At 69.0% G+C, this 19,374-nt stretch carries 14 protein-coding genes and 1 pseudogene; 5 read left to right on the top strand and 10 right to left on the bottom strand.

Features of this window, described 5'->3' with window-relative positions; translation table 11 throughout:
* Positions 1 to 50: 50 nt before the first annotated feature.
* From Vqi01_RS31115 to Vqi01_RS27875, 3 genes and pseudogenes are all read left to right on the top strand, one after another.
* Positions 51 to 173 (top strand): annotated as a pseudogene (locus Vqi01_RS31115) (DUF8817 family protein); the annotation flags it as partial.
* 159 nt (positions 174 to 332) lie between these two features.
* Positions 333 to 1,055 carry a DUF998 domain-containing protein gene (locus Vqi01_RS27870; protein WP_204038119.1) on the top strand — a complete coding sequence of 241 codons (723 nt, stop codon included), beginning with the start codon at positions 333 to 335 and terminating at the stop codon, positions 1,053 to 1,055.
* Between the two features lie 739 nt (positions 1,056 to 1,794).
* On the top strand, positions 1,795 to 3,138 hold the full coding sequence (locus tag Vqi01_RS27875; RefSeq protein WP_204038120.1) for a hypothetical protein: 1,344 nt from the start codon (positions 1,795 to 1,797) through the stop codon (positions 3,136 to 3,138).
* Between the two features lie 400 nt (positions 3,139 to 3,538).
* Here the strand turns inward: Vqi01_RS27875 and Vqi01_RS27885 are convergent, their stop codons facing one another.
* The 10 genes from Vqi01_RS27885 to Vqi01_RS27930 form a co-directional block, all read right to left on the bottom strand.
* Entirely contained in the window at positions 3,539 to 4,339 is an 801-nt protein-coding gene (locus Vqi01_RS27885) for an alpha/beta fold hydrolase (protein WP_204038121.1), read from the bottom strand.
* A 29-nt stretch (positions 4,340 to 4,368) separates the two neighbouring features.
* Complete coding sequence (locus Vqi01_RS27890; protein ID WP_204038122.1) at positions 4,369 to 5,604, bottom strand: MFS transporter; 1,236 nt, start codon at positions 5,602 to 5,604, stop codon at positions 4,369 to 4,371.
* 144 nt (positions 5,605 to 5,748) lie between these two features.
* A complete protein-coding gene (locus Vqi01_RS27895; protein WP_204038123.1) occupies positions 5,749 to 6,606 on the bottom strand; it encodes a class I SAM-dependent methyltransferase in 858 nt (285 codons plus the stop codon).
* 27 nt (positions 6,607 to 6,633) lie between these two features.
* Positions 6,634 to 6,879, bottom strand: a complete 246-nt coding sequence (locus Vqi01_RS27900; protein ID WP_204038124.1) for a hypothetical protein — start codon at positions 6,877 to 6,879, stop codon at positions 6,634 to 6,636.
* Between the two features lie 12 nt (positions 6,880 to 6,891).
* Positions 6,892 to 7,296: a holo-ACP synthase gene (locus Vqi01_RS27905; RefSeq protein ID WP_204038125.1), complete on the bottom strand. Its 405-nt coding sequence runs from the start codon at positions 7,294 to 7,296 to the stop codon at positions 6,892 to 6,894.
* Positions 7,277 to 8,116, bottom strand: coding sequence for a class-II aminoacyl-tRNA synthetase family protein (locus tag Vqi01_RS27910; protein ID WP_204038126.1), 840 nt, complete (start codon positions 8,114 to 8,116; stop codon positions 7,277 to 7,279). Before Vqi01_RS27910 ends, Vqi01_RS27905 begins: the two co-directional genes overlap by 20 nt.
* The gene (locus Vqi01_RS27915; protein ID WP_204038127.1) at positions 8,113 to 9,012 is read right to left on the bottom strand and encodes a diiron oxygenase; all 900 of its coding nucleotides are present in this window, start codon (positions 9,010 to 9,012) and stop codon (positions 8,113 to 8,115) included. Before Vqi01_RS27915 ends, Vqi01_RS27910 begins: the two co-directional genes overlap by 4 nt.
* A complete protein-coding gene (locus tag Vqi01_RS27920) occupies positions 9,009 to 10,211 on the bottom strand; it encodes a serine hydrolase domain-containing protein (RefSeq protein WP_204038128.1) in 1,203 nt (400 codons plus the stop codon). The genes Vqi01_RS27915 and Vqi01_RS27920 overlap by 4 nt, the downstream gene beginning before the upstream one ends.
* 1 nt (position 10,212) lies before the next feature.
* Positions 10,213 to 14,775, bottom strand: a complete 4,563-nt coding sequence (locus tag Vqi01_RS27925) for a type I polyketide synthase (RefSeq protein ID WP_204038129.1) — start codon at positions 14,773 to 14,775, stop codon at positions 10,213 to 10,215.
* Positions 14,776 to 14,815: 40 nt separating this feature from the next.
* On the bottom strand, positions 14,816 to 16,720 hold the full coding sequence (locus tag Vqi01_RS27930; RefSeq protein ID WP_275408851.1) for a non-ribosomal peptide synthetase: 1,905 nt from the start codon (positions 16,718 to 16,720) through the stop codon (positions 14,816 to 14,818).
* Between the two features lie 658 nt (positions 16,721 to 17,378).
* On the opposite strand from Vqi01_RS27930, the gene Vqi01_RS27935 reads away from it, so the two are divergent.
* Positions 17,379 to 18,215 (top strand): UbiA family prenyltransferase, encoded by an 837-nt coding sequence (locus Vqi01_RS27935; RefSeq protein ID WP_204038131.1) that lies wholly within the window; start codon positions 17,379 to 17,381, stop codon positions 18,213 to 18,215.
* A 106-nt stretch (positions 18,216 to 18,321) separates the two neighbouring features.
* Positions 18,322 to 19,008 carry a helix-turn-helix transcriptional regulator gene (locus tag Vqi01_RS27940; protein ID WP_239098721.1) on the top strand — a complete coding sequence of 229 codons (687 nt, stop codon included), beginning with the start codon at positions 18,322 to 18,324 and terminating at the stop codon, positions 19,006 to 19,008.
* Positions 19,009 to 19,374 lie beyond the last annotated feature (366 nt).

Genomic DNA, 19,374 nt, shown 5'->3' on the forward strand with positions numbered 1-19,374 from the left:
AACCCAACCCCGCCACCACCACCTGCTGCCGGTCTCTTTTAGGAAGGGGCATGACCAACGAGGTGACCGTTCCCCTGCTGCCGTGCGCATCCATTGACGACATCGAAACATTCTACGGAGTTCTCGGTTTCCGCAGCACGCACAAGCAGCGCAAGCCCAACGCGTGTGTGGCCCGGCCGGATCGCTTTCCGACACCTCGTGCAGTACCGCTACTTGCGCCGTCGCGCCAACGCGACCAGCCCTCGACTGTCAACTGCGGTTGACGGCAGCTGTCGTGTCAATGTAGGTTGACACGACACGGCGCGAGCGTCGATTTCCGACAGGAGTCAGCGATGGCCACAACCATCCTTGTCCCCCCAACCACACCGCCGACCCGACCGAGCCGGACGACCAAGACTCTCCTGCTCTGCGGCGCCGTCGCCGGTCCGCTGTTCGTCCTGGCGTTTCTGATCCAGGGCGCTGCCCGCGACGATTACGACCAGCTCCGGCATCCGGTCAGTTCGCTCGCCATCGGCACGTACGGCTGGATCCAGACGGCCAACTTCCTGTTGTGCGGCCTGCTCACCCTGGCCTTCGCCGTCGGGGTGCGCCGGACACTTCGGAGAGGCAAAGCGGGGACCTGGGGACCGCTACTGATCGGCGTCTGGGCGATCGGCCTGCTCGGCTCGGGCGCGTTCATCACCGACCCGATCAGCGGCTATCCGCCCGGAACTCCGGACCAGCTGCCCGAGCACACCACCTCGGGTGCGTTGCACGACGGGTTCGCCCTGTTCGGGTTTCCGGCGTTGCTGATCGTCTTCTTCGTCTTCACCCGCAAGTTCGTCGGCCAGCGTCGGTACGGCTGGGCGAGCTATTCCGCCCTCACCGGCCTCGCCTTCCTGGCCGGGGACATCCTGGCCAGCGCCGGCTTCAGCCAGGCAGCAGGCCTGGTCGACCTCGCCGGGCTGTACCAGCGGATCACCGTCGTCATCGGCCTGCTCTGGCTCACCCTGCTCGCCCTGCACCTGCGAAGCCAACTGCCGTCCACGACCACACACCGCCACACGAGCAGGTGAGCCGCCGTCGCGGTAGCGGCGCCGGGGTGAACTCAGCGGTCATGACTTGCCCCTGACGCAACGTCATCCCGCCACGCTGCCCGTCATGAGCATCCCGTCAACAACCGATCGGGCCCGAGGCCAGCCACCCCGTACAGCTTGAGAAGTCGTACAAGGATCTGCGGGTGCTCGACGGAAACAGGTTCTTCGCCCGGCACCTGAAGTGAGGCCGGGCCGTCAGGCCGGCAGCAAACGATAGGAGCTGTCGGCCAGGATGCCGCTCATCGAGGACAGGTCCCGGCCCTCCTCGAAGGCTATGGCCGGCAAATGAACAACCGCCCCGATCGAGGCGGTACCGGCCGATCGGGGCGGCGCGCCTCCGGATTGACGAGGCTCGCCGGCCGGCCCGGAGTGGCCTATCCACGGTCTCGACCGACACCGAGGCGCAGACAAGCCATCGACACAGGTGAGCGCATCAAACAATTTTCCTCATAGGAACACAGCCGGTCACGACATAAGATTGACACTTATCGTTCACATCACGGCACGGATGGAACGTTATGATCGTCAATTAGTGTCCGCCACGCCTGCAGAGGCGTTTTCGTCGCCAGCACGATTCACCTGGAGTTTCGCAGGGTCCGCTAGGAGTTGCCCCGATGCTCCCTGGAGCCCTGCCGAACAACCAACATTCAGGGAGGAATTCTTGCTCCAGAAGAGCCGCTGGGTCGCAATCCCTGCATTGGCCGCCATCATTGTGGCGATGACCGCCACGCCCGCCTACGCACATGATCCCTTCTCTGGTGCGAGCGAGCCGACCGAGCCGTACGCCCAACCCGTCGACGCCAGCGTGCCCAAGCGCGGCTGCGCCACCGTCACCACCACCCCCACGGCACCACCGGTGGATACCATTCCCGCGATACAGATCATCTACGGCTGGCACGCGAGCGAGGGCAACAACTACGACGCCTACGTCGAACGGATCGCGAAGATCGTCGACCGGGTGGACTGGCTGCTGGACGAGTCCAGCGACTACGACCAGCACATCAACTTCTCCTGCCGGTACACGCCCAACAACACGTACGGCGACTACGCCCGCGCGCTGGTCGTACCCCTGCAACTCAGCATCCCGACCCCGACCGGCTCGTACGGCGACTGGAGCGCGGTGGGCAGCGCCCTCAACGCGGCGGGCTACGACGACGCCAAGCGATGGTACTTCGTCTTCACCGACGCCCACGTGCCGTCCGGGACCAATACCGCCTGCATGAGGCCCCCGGCCATGACCAGTGGCGGAAGCTCCTGCTGGGGCACCGCCGAGTTGTGGGACAGTGGTGTGGTCGGCCACGAGATGCTGCATCTCCTCGGCGCCGGGCACGCCTGGTCGCAGGAGACCAACCAGCCCTACTGGGCGGACATCATGTACGGCTGGACCGACAACTGGATGCTCGACCAGGACTTCAACACCAACTACGACCCGAGCGAGCCGGCGGCCAGTTTCTACCGGGACAACGCCAACGATCCCAACGCCTACGCCTGGAACGTGGCGCGGCACCCCGTCCTGACCACACCGGTCTGCTGCGACGTCGGCCACAGCGGCGATCTGCTCACCGCCCAGGAACGCACCATCGAGGCGGACGACCCCTCCGGCACTCCCACCGGATTCAGCGTCTCTGGTGGCGGCTGGTTCCAGGTCACGCCGTCCTGCGGCAACAACGCGCTTTCCTGCTACTACTACGACAACCGCCGGTCGTTGCAGATGAACGTACAGCCGCACGCCGAGGGAAAGGTGTCGGTGACCAGTAAGAAAGCAGTCACGGCCGGACAGAGCTACAAGTTCTACGCCCGGCTCCGATCGGCCTCGGCCGGCAACGTCAAACTGCGGCTCTCCTGGTACAACGCCTCGAACACCTGGCTCAGCGACAATGACAGCGGCCTGTTCCCCATGGCCACGGACTGGCCGGAACGGACCCTGGGGCCGGTCACCGCGCCAGCCGGCGCGACCCAGGTGCAGCTGTCGGTGGTCAGCCCCGCCGGTCAGGCCTTCAGCTACCAGCTGGACAGCCTGCAACTGATGCGCTGCAACCCCAACTGCCGGGCCGGCATGTAGTCCCCACCGTCGGGCTGGTACTCCAACGCCAGTTGGCTTCGGCGTTGGACGTGGCGTGGGCATGAGGACGGCCACCGCGTTGATCATCGATGGTTTGTGAGGACACCGGAGATCGTGCGGTGGCCGTGTGCCACAGCGTAGACCCCGCCGGGTGATGGGTCATCCTGGACGAGGCGGTCACGCGTGTCGCTGACCGGTTCGTTCGGGCGCCCGTACCCTGTGGCGGCTCGACACCCCGGCCACCGCGACCGTTCACCTCTACATCGTCAGCCCTGGCCGACCCGACCTCGCACACCTGGTCGAGCAAGCCGGCTTAGCGATGAAGAGCCAGGGTGCGATCGTGAAGCGGTGCGGCTGCCTGAACCCGGCCACGGGGCGGGCGCTGGGTGCCAGGAGGGTGTCAGGCCAGGAACTCCTCGATGGTCTTGAGAAGCTCGGCCGGCTTCTCCATCGCCGCGGCGTGGCCCGAGTCCAGCTCTACGTAGTCGCTGCCGGGAATCGCGTCGCGGAACTCGCGGGCGTACCGTACGGGAACCAGTTGGTCCTGCCGCATGCCGACGACGAGCGTGGGGCACTTGATGTTCCGCACGTAGTCGCTGATGTCCAGCCGGTTGATGAGTTCGAGCACGGCGATCAGTCCCTCGGACGGCATCAGCCCGGAACGCAGCCGGAGGCGCTCACTCGCGCTCATCGAGTCGATGAAGGTGTCCGAAAGCACGTGCAGGAGCGTGAACTCGGCGAAGGCGTTCCCGTCCAGTTCGGCCAGGCGTAGCCAGGTGCGCATGAGCAGGCGCTGCCACGGCTGGCGGTAGTGTGCGAACCCGCCGAGGACGACCATGCGGCGCACGAGCTCCGGCCGCTTGCCGGCCAGGGCTGCGGCGACAACGGCGCCCGTGGAGATCCCGAAGAGATCCACCGGGCCACGTGCGGCCTCCTCCACCACCCCTGCCACCTGATCGACCAGCATGTCGACGTCGATCTCGCCCTCGGGGAGCGGGGTGAGGCTGCTGCCCGAGTAACCCGGCACGATCGCGCTGCGGTGCTGTGTGAAGTGCTCGAGCAGGCCGGCGAAGCTGGTCTCTGGGTGCCCGGTGCCGCCGTGGATGAGGACGAGCTCAGGCCCCGGCCCCTCACCCGCGACGTGGTAGCCGACGGGGATGCCGGAGACGTTGACACTTCGCTGCGTCGCCGTGGTCAACATGCGTTTCCATCCCGTTCTCTCAAGGGGTTTCACTTCGCGGGCGAGGTAGCCACCTTGCCGGTCTCGCTGGCGGCCTCCCCGTCGCCCTTCCGGCCCGCCTGGGACAGCCACCAGGTGAGCAACGCCGCCAGCGCGGCGAAGCCGGCGGCGACCGGCAGGAGGACGGCGGAGCTGGTGGCGGTGAGCAGGCCAGCTCCGATGACGCTGGCCAGGAACTGGCCGAGGTATCCGGTGGACGTGTTCAGCGAGGTCACCAGCGACGCGCCCCCGGGCGGCGCGTACGCGATGATGCGATACTGCTGCGGCCCGATGACCGAGTAGGACACGATGCCGCTGAGCGCCTGCGCGATCACCACGAGGAGGAAGACGTCCCGGATCGGCAGCATGATCAGGAACACCGCGGCGACGCCCAGGGTGGCGCCGATGACGACCCGGCGCGGGCCGTACCGGTCGGCCAGCGAGCCGGCCGCCAGGTTGCCGGCCGTGGCGGCGATGCCGAACACCAGCAGGAGGAGCGCGAGCCGGGATTCGTGGTGGTCGAGCGCTGGCGCGAAGACCACGCTCATGTACGTGAAGGGCAGGAAGATGCCGATGAACGCCAGCAGGGTGACGATCAGGATCCGCAGCACCCGCCGGTCGGTCAGCGGCGTGATGCGCTGCCGCAGCGTCGCGCTCTGGTCGAGCTTGATCGGCGGGAGTAGGAAGGTGAGGACGACCGCGACGACGGCGGCAACCGCGGCGACGAGCCAGATCGCCGTCTGCCAGCCCCACGCCCCGCCGACGAGGGTGCCCAGCGGGGCGCCCAGCACCAGTGACAGCGTCGCCCCGGCGGTCACCATCGAGATGGCCCGGCCCCGCCGCTGGTCGCCGGCGAGATGCGCGGCCGTGGCCACGGCGCTCGCCACGAACAGCGCCGCGCCGCACCCGGACAGCACGCGGGACGCGAGGACCAGCCCGTAGACGTGCGCCGACGCGGCCACGGCGTTGCCGACGGCCAGCAGCGCGACGCCGGTCACGAGGGCCCGGCGCCGGGGCCACAGGCCCGTGAGCGTGGCGAGGACCGGGCCCAGCAGCGCGTAGGAGAAGGCGAAGACGCTCACCAACTGACCGGCCGCGGCGGTACTGACGCCCAGCGTTTCGTGGATCTCCGGAAGGAGGCCCACGATGATGAATCCGTCAGTTCCGACGACGAATGTCCCGAGCGCCAGAACCGCTGTCCGCGCCCGCCAGGGCTGCTCACCTGAAGACGTTTCGGTCTCGGTCATCGCATTGTCACCTCCAACGAAGTCAATGGTGCTCCTCGCGTCAAGATCGAACCTTCACCCACGGCTTCGATAAATTTACAATGAACCATTTTAGAGGCGGTCGATCAAATTTCCGGCACGGAATTCAACGACGTCGAGGCACGATTACTTTAACACGGTGACCATTTCGGACGGCCAAGGCCGGTCCGCCGTGGCGGCGCTGATCAGCCAGCTCCGCGGTACGCCGCGCGCCTGACGGGGAGGCACCGAGTACGGCCAGCGGCCCTCGCCGGCGCCCGGCTCGCCCGGCTGCCGGAGGTCCTGGATGACCCAACCGTGTGCGGCCAGGAACCTCTCCGGCTCGTCGGTGCCGAACTGCCACGGCGTGCCGTCCTCACGCAGGCGCCGCAGGAACGACTGCGTCATCGGATGGCGCAGCAGGGCCGCGCTGGTCATGTCGACCACCAGCCGGCTTCCCGACGGGCAGGCGCCGGCCAGTGTGTCGAGCAGCCGTCCGGCCTGCTCCTCGGTGAGGAAGAAGAGCAGGCCCTCGGCGATCCACAGGGTGCGCTCGGCCGGGCCGAACCCGCCCGATTTCAGCACCTCCAGCCAGTCCCCGGCCAGGTCGGCCTTGATCGGCACCGTCGGCACCCGCGGCTCGGCCGCGAGTTTGGCCAGGCGCGCCTGTTTCTCGTCGAGCAGCGGGCCGTGGTCGACCTCGTAGACGGTCGTGCCAGCGGGCCAGTCGAGGCGGTGGGTGCGTACGTCCATGCCGTTGGCGAGCAGCACGACCTGCCGGATGCCGGTCTCGGCGAGGATGCGCGCGAAGGCGTCGTCGATGTACCGGGTGCGCACGGCGACGAAGTCGGACACGCCAGCGCCCTGATACCGCTCGAGCAGTTCGAACCCGCGCGGTTCGGCCAGGTGCCGGGCGTACTCGTCGCGGAACAGGCCATCGGAGCGTTCGTTCTCCAGTGCACGGACGGCCGCGGTCCATTGGGCGGTGTAGGAGATGTCGTCCACGCGATCGCCTTTCTCTCCTTGCGTCGATCAGCCGGCCAGGAAACGTTTCTGGATGGCGGCGAGCGTGCGGACGTCGCCGATGTCCAGGGTGTCCATGTCGATCTCGACGCCACTCAACTCCTGGATGAGGAACACGAACTCGACGAAGGAGAGCGAGTCGACCAGACGGTTGTCGATCAGGTCCTCGTCGGCTGCGACGTCGGTGCGGTTCTCGTGCTTGGCGAGGATCCATCCCTTGATCTGGTCGATCGGCGCCGTTGTCTGCTGTCTCATCTCAGGAATTCCTCAACTTCTGATCATGGTCGCCGCGACGGCCACGGCATACGCGCCGTCGTGCGTGACGCTGACTGATATCTCCGACTTCATCCCGGCGGCCTCGGCCAGCTCCGCGGACGTCCCGTCGAGCTGTACGACCGGCCACCGACCCGCTCCGCCGTCGACCCGCAGGGAGTGCCATGGCACCGGCCGGTCCCGCTGGTGGAAGAGCTTGAACACCGCCTCCTTGACGGCCAGGAAGCCGGCCACCGCGCTGGGGTCGAGACGACCCTGCCGGGTGCAGGCGGCGATCTCCTCCGGTCGGAGCATGTGCGACAGCACCCGCCGGCGCTCCGGCCGGACCAGGTCCTCGGCCCGGGAGATCAGCACGATGTCCACCCCGACCCGCGGCACGCTAGGCGAGCTGCCGCTCATGGAGCGCCTGCTCGACCTTCTCGTGGGCACGACCGGCCGATCCGTACCGGCCGACCAGCACGCTCACCCACCGCTCCAGCCCGAAGGCGACGCAACCGGTGAAGGCGGTGCCACCGTCGGGCTCGATACCGATCCGGCACCGCTCGCCGAAGAAGTTGCGATGCGTGTTGACCGAGGCGATGGCAAGGTCATCGACCTGGAACTCGTACTTCACCGGCTGCAGCCGCTGCAGCAGGGCGCGCGCACCGCCCGGCTGGAAGAACGGGTCGGACGCGGCCTCCACGGCGACGTCGAGCGACAGCGCGCCGAGGAACTCCTCGATCCTGGTCCGGTACCGGGCGATCACGTCCTGCGTGTGCTGGTACGACCCGATCGCCACGATCTCGCGCATCTGGAAGGTGAGCAGCCGGCGCAGTCCGTCGAAGTGGCTCTCTCCCCGGAAGCAGCGGTTGACCAGCGTCACCAGAGTGTCCGCCGGCACCGTCTGATCCCGGAGGTAGAGGTACGCGCCGAAGCAGGTCGCCGTGGGCAGGCCGAGGTGGGGACCGGCGATCTGCCCTGGCGGGAACGAGCCGCCCGCCGGGCCGGAGGTCGGCGTCTTCAGGCCGCCAGCGACGAGCGCGAGATGGGGGAAGTTGACGTAGACGTCGAAGTTCGCCAGCTCGTCCACGGGATAGATCGGCGGGGCGGAGATCTCGGCGCCGCCCTCGTCGGTGACCCACCGGCGGAACGTGTCGTCCAGCAGGCGGAGCAACGCGGTCTCCGCGGGCCCCAGAATGGCCAGGCCGCTGGCGATGCGGCTCCCGCTCAGGTCGGTCATCGCGCACTCTCGGGCGCTGCCATCGGGGCCTGGATGAGGCCGTACCTGGTCAGGAACGAGTGCGTCTTGCGGAACACCTGCGCCTCGAACTCCGGCCGGCGCGGGCCGGTGAGCAGCCTCCGCCGCACCTCGAACGGGTTCGGGATGCCGGCGTCCCTGTAGACCTGAGGGCTGAACAGCGACTCGAAGCTGTAGGTCATGTACCGCCCCAGGTAGTCGCTGACCTGGCTGAGCTCTTCCGGCGTGGCCTGCTCGCGGAAGCCCTCGAAGAGGATGCGGACCAGTTCCCGCCCGAACGCGATGTGCCGGGATTCGTCCTGGTGGTGGATTCGATTGATCTTCCGGATCGTGTCGTCGAGCCGCTCGTCCAGCGCCATCCTGGAGTTGAAGTGATCCACCAGTTCCTCGAAGATCAGGATGCGGGCGAAGACCAGGAGGCTCGCCGCCTTGCTCGGCGGAATGGTCTCGGCACCGCCGCGCGGCTGCTTGTAGATCTTCCCGCCGTAGCGCAGGCAGAACTGGGCGAAGAACCACATGTGCTCGTTCTCCTCACCGATGAAGTGGTGGAAGAACTCCGACGGCGTGGCGAACTCGTCGGTGTGTATGCGCCGGGTGACCTCGATGAGCAGCTCGCGGATGCCGTGCACGTTGAGGCTGTAGAAGTTGACGCTCTCGTACTTGGACAGCCGGTAGAGTTGCTCCTGGCTCAGCTCTGCGGCGATCTCGGTGCCGTGCGTGGTGGTCAGCTCGGGGCTCATCCACCACATCTCCTGCGGCAGTGAGTCCGGCCAGTCGAACACCTGATACGGGTTGTAATAGTCCTCGACGGACATGGAGCTCAACCGGTTCAGGACGTCCCGGAGCCGCTCGCTGGTGTCGATGAGTGCTGTCGTCATAGTGGACAGGCCCTCCTGGATCTCGCTTGTGCCCGGATTCGGACGAGCCGGCGCGCCGCCTCGACGGCCAGTCGGCCCAGCCGGTCCGCGCGGTCGTCGGTTCTCGTGTACTGATCCAGCCGGCGATTCAGCTGTATCGTCGTGTAGGCGAAGGCCAGGTTGTCGCCCGGGACGGCGAAGACCAGGGCGCAGTCCTGCCCGTAGTGGCCGAAGGAGTCGACCGCCAAGCCCGCCTGCGGCAGGTTGTGGTCGGGCAGCATGAAGCCGAGCGAGTAGGCTCGCTCCCGGACGAAGACCCGGTCGGTTCCACGCCTCTGCAGCCGGGAGGCGCGCAGCAGGGTCTCCTCGCTCCAGAGGCGTGTGCCGTCGACGGGGCCGATGGTCGCGGCGAAGATCCTGGCCAGCGCCCGTGCGGAGGAGACAGCGTTGCATCCTGGGACTTCCGCGCCGAGGTACCGCAGGGAGTTCTCCACGCTGATCAGATTCGGGTTCCGCTGGGACCGGCTCAGCAGGGAGGACTTGTCACCCAGCAGGTGCAGGATGTCCGCGGCCGTGCCGGTGCCCGCCGGACGCGTCTGGCGGAACGGCGCGAAGCGCGTCAGGTCGTCGATGCCGATCCGGACCTCGGCGCCGAGCGGCTCGCGGAACTCGTCCCGGAAGAGTTCGTCGACCCGCTTCCCGGTCGCCCTCCGCAGGAACTCGCCCACGCCCCAGCCGAAGGTCAGGTCGTGGTAGCCGTGGTCGGTTCCCGGTTCCCAGTACGGGCGTTGCGCGGCGAGCGCCTCGACCGCCGGATCCCATTCGAGGACGTCGTCGACCGAGAGCTGCCGGTCGACGCCGATCAGCCCTGCCTGGTGGCTGAGGAAGGTGGCCAGGGTGAGCGACGCCTTGCCGGCGGCGGCGAACTCCGGCCAGGTCTCGGCGATCGGGCGGTCGATGTTGATCTCGCCCCGCTCGTGCAGGGCGTGCGTGACGACCGACAGCAGGGCCTTGCTGACCGACCGCACGTTCTGTAGCTGATCGGGCAGCCGCCCTGCGGAGCGCAGCCGGACCCGTTCCTCGCCGTCCACGTAGACGCACAGCTCGGCGTTCGAGTCCTGCCCCTCCCGGTGGATCCGGTCGAACTCCGCCACCAGCGGGAGGAACTCTTCCGGGCACACGCCGACGACGTGCTCCGAGTACGCGACGTCCTTCTCCATGTCAGGCTCGCACCTCCCGCATTCGTCTTTTGATCTCGTCGGCGAGCTCATCGACGGTCGGCTTGTCGAAGCAGATCGACGCCGGCAGCGGCACCGACAGCCGTCGTTGCAGCTTGTTCCGGATGGCGAGGGCGTTGAGCGAGTCCATGCCGGCCTCCGCTAGGTCGAGCCCGCCGAGCTCGTCGCCGTCGAAGCCCAGTTCGCGGGCGACGACCTCCTGACAGCAGGTCAGGACCTCCTCCGGGGTCATCGGCGCCGCCGAGGGCGAATCGGCGGCCCCGGGTGCGGACTCGGCGCCGCCGATCAGCCCGCCCACGAGGGGGTTCGAGGCAAGGTGGTGATCCGGATCGAGGTCCTTCCAGCGGATCGCCAGCAGTCCGACCTGGCCCGAGGGCCAGCCCTCGATCGCGGAGCGCAGGAGCGGACGGCCCGCGGCGCTGGAGATCGTGCCGAGGCCCTGCTCCTCAAGCTGGCGGAGGAAATCCTCGTTGCCGGCCAGGTAGCCGACGTCCGACCAGGAGCCGAGGTTCACCGACAGACCGGCCAGCCCGACGGCCCGGCGGTGGCCGGCCAGCGCGTCCAGGAATGCACAGGCTGCGGCGTGGCCCGCCTGCCCGGGATTGCCGAACAGACTCGTGAAGGAGGAGGTCATTATGAAAAGGTCGAGGTCGGGCGCATGCTCGGCGGCGCTGCGGTGCAGGTTCCACGCACCCTGCGCCTTTGGCGCCAGTACCCGCGCGATCCGCCTCCAGTCCGTCCGGTCGATGATGCCGTCGTCGATGATGCCCGCAGCATGGACGACGCCGCGTACGACGGCATCCCCGGCGCAGTAGCCGGCGAACAGCCGGTCGACCTGCTGCGGCGACGAGACGTCCACGGCCTCCGTGCGGATGTCCGCCCCGAACTCCCGGCTCAGCCGCCGCAGTTGCTCGGCGTGCTCCGGACCCGGAGCCGACCGGCCGCACAGGACCAGCCGACGGGCGCCCAGCTCCAGCAGCGCGTGTGCGCACTCCAGGCCGACACCGGCCAACCCGCCGATGACCAGGTACCAGCCGGCCGGATCGATGCGGGTCCACCCGGCTCCCGCCGGAACCCGGCCGGGACGCAGGCGGGGCAGCAGCACGCGCTCGCCGCGTAGGGCCAGCTCGGCGTCGCCGACCGGGGCCGAGCCGATGGCCGCAGCCAGCCGGGGAACCGCCGACGCGGCCCACCACTGTTTGGTGGCGGCCGCGTCCACGTCGATGAGGACGTGCCGGACGGTCGAGAACTCCGTGCGCGCGGCCCGGGCGATGCCGACGATCGCGCCCTGTGCGGGAATCACGTCGTCCGATGTCAGGACGCGGTGCGCCCCCGACGTCACCGTGCAGACGACGACGTCGGGCAGGTTCGCCGCGGACACCGCCTGGAAGATCTGCAGGCTGGCCACTCCCCCGGCGGCGACGACGTCGTCGGAGACCGACGCCGTGGCGAGCGGGAGCCCACCGAGGTCGGCCTGGCGCTTGCGCAGCACGGGTACGGCGTTGACGACCGTGTCCGGCCGGTAGTCGGTCAGCACCCGCGCGGCGTCCGTCACCGCGTCGTCCGTGAGCACGTGGACCAGCACCTCGGCGCCGAGCCGCTCCATTTCCCGGGTCAGGTCGGCTGCCGATCTCATCGAAGGGACGATGAGCAGGATCCGCCGGTTCGCCGCCTGGGCCACAGCGGCCGGCGGCGCGTCGACCCAGGTGACCACGTAGTGGGCGGGGCCGCGCGAGTCCGCCTGGTTCGCCACGTCGACGTCGGTAGCTCCCATGGAGTCGCTGTCGATGCTGCCGGCGAGTGCGTCGCCGCTCGATGGGGCCGGCTCGATCCAGTGCCGTCGGCGCTGGAAGGGGTAGGTGGGCAGGGTGACCATACGGCCGCCGGGCGAGACAGCCGCCCAGTCCACCGCCACGCCGGCCGTGTACGCCCTGGCGAGCGCCAACCGGGTGGAGGCGATGTCGTTGCGCTCCCAACGCAACGTCTCCAGGCAGGTCGGCTCGTTCTCCGGATCGTCGTCGAGGGCCAGCTGGGCCAGGCCGGCGAGCGTGTTGGCGAGGCCGATCTCCAGGAACACGCCGGGCTTTCCGGAGGCGGCCGCACGGATCGCGTCGAGGAACCGGACCGGCTGCCGCAGCTGTCGTAACCAGTAACCGGGCGTCGCGATCTCCTCGGTGACCGGGGCTCCGGTGAGCGTGGAGACGATCATGTGCGCCGGTGGGCGCAGCTCGACGGACTCCAGGACGGCGGAGTAGTCGTCGAGGATGGCGTCGATCTGCGAGGAGTGCCCGGCACGGCCGATCCGCAGCGGCTTGCAGGTGATAGCGCGCTGCTCGGCTGCCGCGACGACGGCGCGTACGGCAGCTCCGTCACCGGAGATCACGATGCGGTTCGGCGCGTTGATCGCCGCGACACCGACCTTCGCGTTGCCCGCAAGCAGCTCACGCACCTGCTGTTCGTCGGCGAAGACCGCAGCCATGGCACCGGACTCGGGCAAGGTGCTGAGCAGTCGGGCGCGCTCGGACACCAGGTAGAGCCCGGTCTCGAAGTCGAAGACGCCCGTGCCGTACGCCGCCGCGTACTCGCCGAGGCTGTGGCCGACGTAGGCGTCCGGCACGATTCCCCAACTGCGCCACAGGGTCAGCAGCGCCGCCTGCAGCGTGTAGACGACCGGTTGGGCAAGCCGGAAGTCGGCGATGGGCATGCCCCGGCGGGCCCCATCCTGGTAGAGGAACTCCGAGAGGCGGTGGCCGATGTGCTGGCGGTAGTGCGGATCGGCGCGGTCGACGAACTCCCGGAACACGGGCTCGGACAGGTAGAGGTCTCGGCACGCTTCCAGGTACTCGGCCCCGTGGCCGGAGAAGAGCGCGGTCAGGTGGGGCGGCGCGCCCCGGACCAACCCGTACGAGAGGCCGATCTCGCCGTCGAACCCGTCGGACGCCTCCGCCTCGCCATTGGCCACGGCGTCCAGCAGCATGGCGAGCGTCTTGCGGTCCGACCCGACGACCGCCGCCCGATGGGCGAAGTGCCGGCGCCCGGTGCCGAGGGTGAAGGCAACGTCGGCGGCCTCCGGTGCCGCCTCGTCCAGCAACGCCGTGCCGATCCGGGACGCCAGTTCGCGGAGCGCGGGCTCGGTGTGGCCGGAGATCGGAAGGACCTGCAGGCCGGGCTCCGACTCGGCATCGGGGTCGTTCCGGCCGGCGGGGGCGGGCGGCGCCTCCTCCAGGATCGCGTGGGCGTTCGTGCCGCCGAGCCCGAAGGCGCTGACCCCGGCGCGGCGCGGGCCGCCCCCGAGCGGCCAGTCCGCGGTCTCGGACTGCACGAAGAACGGCGATCCGGCGAAGTCGATCGCGGGGTTGGGCTCCCGGAAGTGCAGGGAGGCCGGCAGCTTCCGGTGCCACAGGGCGAGCGCGGCTTTGATCAGCCCGGCGATGCCGGAGGCCCAGCTCAGGTGGCCGATGTTCGTCTTGACCGAGCCAATGGCGCAGATGCGGGGCGCGACTCCCGCGAACGCGTCCGTCAACGCCGCGATCTCGATGGGGTCGCCGGCCGGCGTCGCGGTGCCGTGTGCCTCGACGTACGAGATCGAGTCGGCCTCGACGTCCGCGGCGGCGAGCGCCTGGCGGATCACCGCGGCCTGGCCTGCCGCGCTCGGGGCGCTGAAGCCCGGCTTGCCTGCGCCGTCGTTGTTGACCGCGGTACCCCGGACGACTGCGTACACGCGGTCGCCGTCGGCCAGCGCCTGGTCCAGCGGCTTGAGAAGGACCGCGCCGACGCCGCTACCAAAGACCGTTCCCGTGGCCCGCGCGTCAAAGGCGCGGCAATGTCCGTCCTGCGACAGCACGAGCCCGGGCTCCGGCCGGTATCCGTCGATCTGCGGAACCGGCACGTGCGCCGCACCTGCCAGCGCCAGGTCGCACTCGCCGGCCAGCAGCGCCTGGCACGCCAGGTGCAGCGCGTACAGGCCGGTGGCGCACGCCGCCTGGACGCTCACGCTGGGGCCGTCGAGATCGAGCTTGTACGACACACGGCTGGTCAGGAAGTCGCGTTCGGCGGCCATGGTCAGCTGCAGATCCTGGGCCGTGTCCAGGAAATTCGGCAGGGGTTTGCTCGCCTGGCCGCCGAGGTTGTGCATCAGGTAAAGGCTGGTTCCGCAGCCGCCGTACACCCCGACGTCCGGGGTACGCCGCCGGCCGGCCGCGCCGCCGTCCTCAAGCGCCTCCCAGCAGACCTCGAGGAAGAGCCGGTGTTGCGGGTCGAGCAGAGCGACCTCGCGTGGGCTGTAGCCGAAGAATCCGGCGTCGAACCGGTCTATGCCGTCCAGGGTCGCCGAGGCGCGTATCCACCCGGCCGGGCCGCCGTCCGGGCCGTCCGCGACAGTGATCGACTCCCGGCCGCCGACCAGGTTCGACCAGAACTGCGTCGGCGTGTCCGCGTCCGGGAACCGGCAGGCCATTCCGATGATCGCCACGCTCTGGGAGTCGTCCCGGTACTCGTCCGGCGCCTTGCGCGGCAGGTCTCCCGATTCGTCGTGCTGGTAACTCACTCGCCGAGTCCTTAATGTCGTCAACGCCGTCTCGTACTGGCTACTTCGCTCGCCGGGCCAGCCGCCGGCGGTCGGCCGCGCTCAGCGGGGCGCCCGTTCCGCCCTGGCCAGGGGCCGGCGGCCGGGGCGCGACGGGCGCTCGCAGCCGTGCCGCCATCGCGGATATCGTCGGGTGCCGGTACAGGTCGATCAGCTGTAGATTCGCCTCCGGGAAAGCGGTGAGCAGGCGGGTGAGGACCGAGCCGAGCAGGACCGAGTTTCCGCCGACGTCGAAGAACCCCTCGTCGTGGGCGAATGCCTTGTCCCCGCCGAGCACCGAGCTCCAGGTCTCGGCGACGATCTGCTCGTAGCTCTGGTCCGCCCGCGGGGCGGAAGCCGCCGCGGGGTCCGGGACCGGCGCGAGTTTCAGAAGGCGGCGCTCCAGCGCCTTCCGATCGAGTTTGCCGCTCACGGCGAGCGGCAGCTCCGACAGGACCCGCACGGTGTGCGGTACCGCGTACCACGGCAGGACCTGGCCGATCCGGGTGACGATCGCGGCCTCGGTGACGTCGGCCGCCGTGGACTTCGCCGCCGCGATCAACCCGGTCACCCGGGCGGCGTGGTCCCGGACGGGGAATACCGCGGCCTCCTCGACCCCGGGTACCGCGCGGATCACCGCCTCGACCTCGCCCAGCTCGACCCGGAAGCCCCGGACCTTCACCTGGCCGTCGACCCGGCCGTGATAACGGATGGTCGAGTCGGCGTCGATGCTGACCAGGTCGCCGCTGCGGTACCAGCGCCGCCGCTCCGCTCCGTCGCCCAGCACCGGGAACTTGCGGGCGGTGAGTTCCTCGTCGTTGATGTACCCCCGCGCGAGTCCGGGCCCGGCGATCAGCAACTCGCCGGGCACGCCGGGCGGGCAGTCCTCGCCGTCCTCGTCGACGACGCGGACGTTGAGGCCACGCAGGGGGCGTCCGATCGGCACGTACTCGACGTCCCGGTCGGAGCACTCGTGCACTGTCGTCGCCACGGTGGCCTCGGTGGGCCCGTACGCGTTGTAGAGATGCGGCACCGGCCGGAGCTGACCGATCAGCTCGGGCTGCACGATCTCGCCGCCCAGGATCAGCACCCGCAGCCTGCGGATCGCGGCGGCGAGAGCGTGGTCCCCCAACATCACCTGGACCAGGGACGGCGTCACGAAGAAGTGGGTGACCCGTCCGCCGGTCAGCACGCCGGTGAGAAATTCGGCGCCGTCGCCGGATTTTCCGGCCAGGGAATCCAAGGCGGCGAGCACGACGGGAATCCCCCGGGTGAGCGGCCAGAACAATTCGACGACAGACAGGTCGAAGCAGACGCTGGCCGCGGCCAGCCAGCATTCGTCCGGCCGTTCCCGCGGCGGCGGCAGCACCGCGTCCAAAGCTTCGAACAGGTTTTCCACACCGCCGTGTTCGATCGCGACGCCCTTCGGGTCACCCGTCGATCCGGAGGTGTAGATGATGTACGCGAGATCGGAGGCATCGGGCTCGATCACCGCCGGGCCTGCCGGGTCCGCCGGGCGTTCGGAGGCGTGCACGAGTCGATACGGCATCGACGCAAAACGCTCCGCGGTGACCTCGTCGACGAGCACGCCGTCCGCCGCGGCCGACTCGAGGATCGAGTGGATCCGGCTGTCGGGGAAGTTCGGGTCGATCGGGACATAGGGCGAACCGATCGCCATGATGGCGAGCATCGACGCCAGCCGGGTAACCGTCGGCGACATGCACAGACCGATCGGCTGACCGGGCCGGCACCCCCGAGCACGCAGCAGCCGGGCTACCGCCTCCGTCCGGTGCCACAGTTCGGCGTACGAGACGGATTCCGTGGCGTCCGAGGCCGCCACCGAGTCGGGTGAGCTCGTCGCCCGCCGACGGAATTGTTCGACTATCGATCGGCGTTTTGATGTCCGCAGATATTGCCGATAACACAATGCAGATCCCCCGTTGCCGAGAACGGCCGAATTGCCACTGAGACAACGCGCAAGATTAGCGGAACAACGCTTTCGAAAGCACCCCCTACATTAAAGGTCATCCATTCCTTGGTCAACGCTCACCGCTTCGTCTGAAAGGATTACGGCGCATCGTTCTCCGGTATTACCCTCGGCCGGGCCGGCACGGCCGGTCGTTGTTCCGTTCTGCCCGGTCGTCTGCTGTGGCCAGCTCGGAGAACCAGCGCCCGACGAGGTTGAGCCACGACGAGTAGGTGGGATGGGACTGCCAGCGCGAGCACGTCACCTGCCTCGCGGAGCACGGCGCGCACTGGATCCTGACCGTCAAGGGCAACCGGCCCAGCTTGCACAGCCAGCTCGCCGGCCTGCCCTGGCGGGCAGTCCCGGACGCCACTCGCGACCCCGACCTGACCGCGGCGGTAGCCTCCGGCGCTGCGATCGCACCCGGGCCCGGCCACAGAGGACGTGGATACCCGCCGTTTCCGCGCCGTTGGTTGACAGGGTTCGATCGCTCTGCATTTCCTTGTAGTCTCGTTGACGAACATCGAAGGCGTTCGCATGGCGGTGGTTGTTGGTTACCAGGTATGAATGGTCAACCGGCATTCGACGGTCGTTGGATACCGCGGGGCATACGGTGATCATGGGGCTGCTGGAGTCCCGGCCATTGGTACAGGTGATGTTCCTCAGCCGTTTTCTGGCCGGGGCCGCGCTCACCGGTTGCGCGGGTGCTCACCTCGTCTCGGTCGCCACCGGAGCCGTGGCGTGGTTCGCCGCAGCCGTCGCTGTCTACGTGGTCAACGGGATCATGGATGTCGCCGAGGACCGGGGCAACGGCTCGCGACGGCCTATCGCGTCGGGGCGCCTGCCGCGCGCAAGCGCGGCGATCTTCACGGGCTGCGCCGCCGCCCTGGCGCTGGCGATCGGCGCGACAGCGGGGATCGCGGTCGACGCGCTGTTCTTCCTCGGTCTGGGCTACCTCTACTCCGGTCCCCCGCGCCCGGCCAAGCGGTCGGGGGTGGCCACCTGCCTCGTCATCGCGGCCCTCGGCCTGGCGACCTTCTGGGCGGGAATGCGAGCAGCGCAGGGAAACAGCGCCGCCGCCGTCGTGTTCGGCCTCGTCATGTCCGGCTGGATGGGGCTGGTGGGCGCCCTGGCCAAGGACATCACGGACGTACCGGGCGACGCCCTGGCCGGGCGTCACACCTTCGCGGTCCGCTACGGGATCGTCCCCGTCGCCCGGTACACCGCCGGCCTCGCCGTCGCGGTCGCGGTCGCGGGTGTCACGATGGCCGCCCTGGCGGCGCCTGTCCTGCTCCCGTCCATGCTGGTTCTCACCGTGGGAGCGTGCAGGCTCGCCGGCGACTGCCGCTCTGTCGCGGGTGAGACGCCCCGCAACCCGTACCGCAGCTTCATGGCCTCCCAGTACGCGACCATCACCACCCTGGGAATCACGCTGCTCGTACATAATGCGATCTGACGACCCACGCCGATGACCACGAGACCCTTACAATCGACAAGCGTCTTCACGAAGGACATGGGCCAATAGTCGAGGACGCAATCTGTTCGAGGCAGAGGAATGCCCCGTGGCCGACATTGTCAGCGAGCGTATCGACGAGATCCTCGACCGCTACGAGCAAGCGCTGCACGACGCCGACAGCCCGCTCACCACCACGACCGACCGCTGGCACCAGGCTCGCCGCCAAGCCGAGGCGATCTTGGTTGAGTGCGTACGCGCACTCGGCCTCACGACCGCCGAACCACCCGATCCGCACGCCCCGACCCGCGAACTCGGCATCGATCGGGCGCACCAACAGGTCCTCGTCGCCGACTCCATTCGCGCCGGCACCCTGCTGTGGCGTGCGGCGGTCCCCGTCCTGCGGGAGGTCCTGACGACGGAGGGCCCCGAAGGCCGCGAGCGCCTCCCGGACGCGCTGGAGGCGCTGCACGAGGCGATCAGCATCCGGCTCTACATCGGCAGCGTGGCACACGAACACGTCCGGCTCGCCGGCCGCGCACCCGCTCCGGCGCGAGAGCACCGGGGTGGGTCCCGCCCCGTCGCCCGCCCGGAGAACATCACGGGACGCGAATGGGAGGTGCTGAAGTGCGTGAGCCGGGCGCTCTCCAATCGCGAGATCGCGAAGGAGCTCGCGATCAGCGAGCCCACTGTGAAGACACACCTGCGGAAGATCTTCCGTAAGCTCGCCGCCACGTCGCGGGTCGATGCGATCAACAAGGTCGGCCTGGCACCGCAGTTGCCGCTCGAGGGATAACCTCAGCCGAGGAGATCGAGAAGATCATCCGCGACGGCGGCGGCGCACGATGAGATCCCGCCGCCCCGAGCGCCGTTTTCCGTGGCACTGCAAGCCGCCAGTTGCGAGTCCAGTCGTTGTACCAGGCGTTGCTTCGTGGCCAGCCGCTTCCGCCCCGCGAGTCGGCCGTGGGCGCCGTACCCACGAGCGACGCATGGACGAGCTCTCGGGAGGGCAGGCACAACGGGTCGCGATCGCCCGGGGTCGAGTAGCCCCGGCGATTGGGCGGTGGCGACGAGGCGAGTCCTGCCCCGTACAGCGACCGATCGATCAGCTTGAGGCGCTTTCATCCGGCATCGTCGCGCTGGATGCCGCAACTCGTGGTTA

This window comes from Micromonospora qiuiae, assembly GCF_016863555.1.
GTDB classification, from domain to species: domain Bacteria; phylum Actinomycetota; class Actinomycetes; order Mycobacteriales; family Micromonosporaceae; genus Micromonospora; species Micromonospora qiuiae.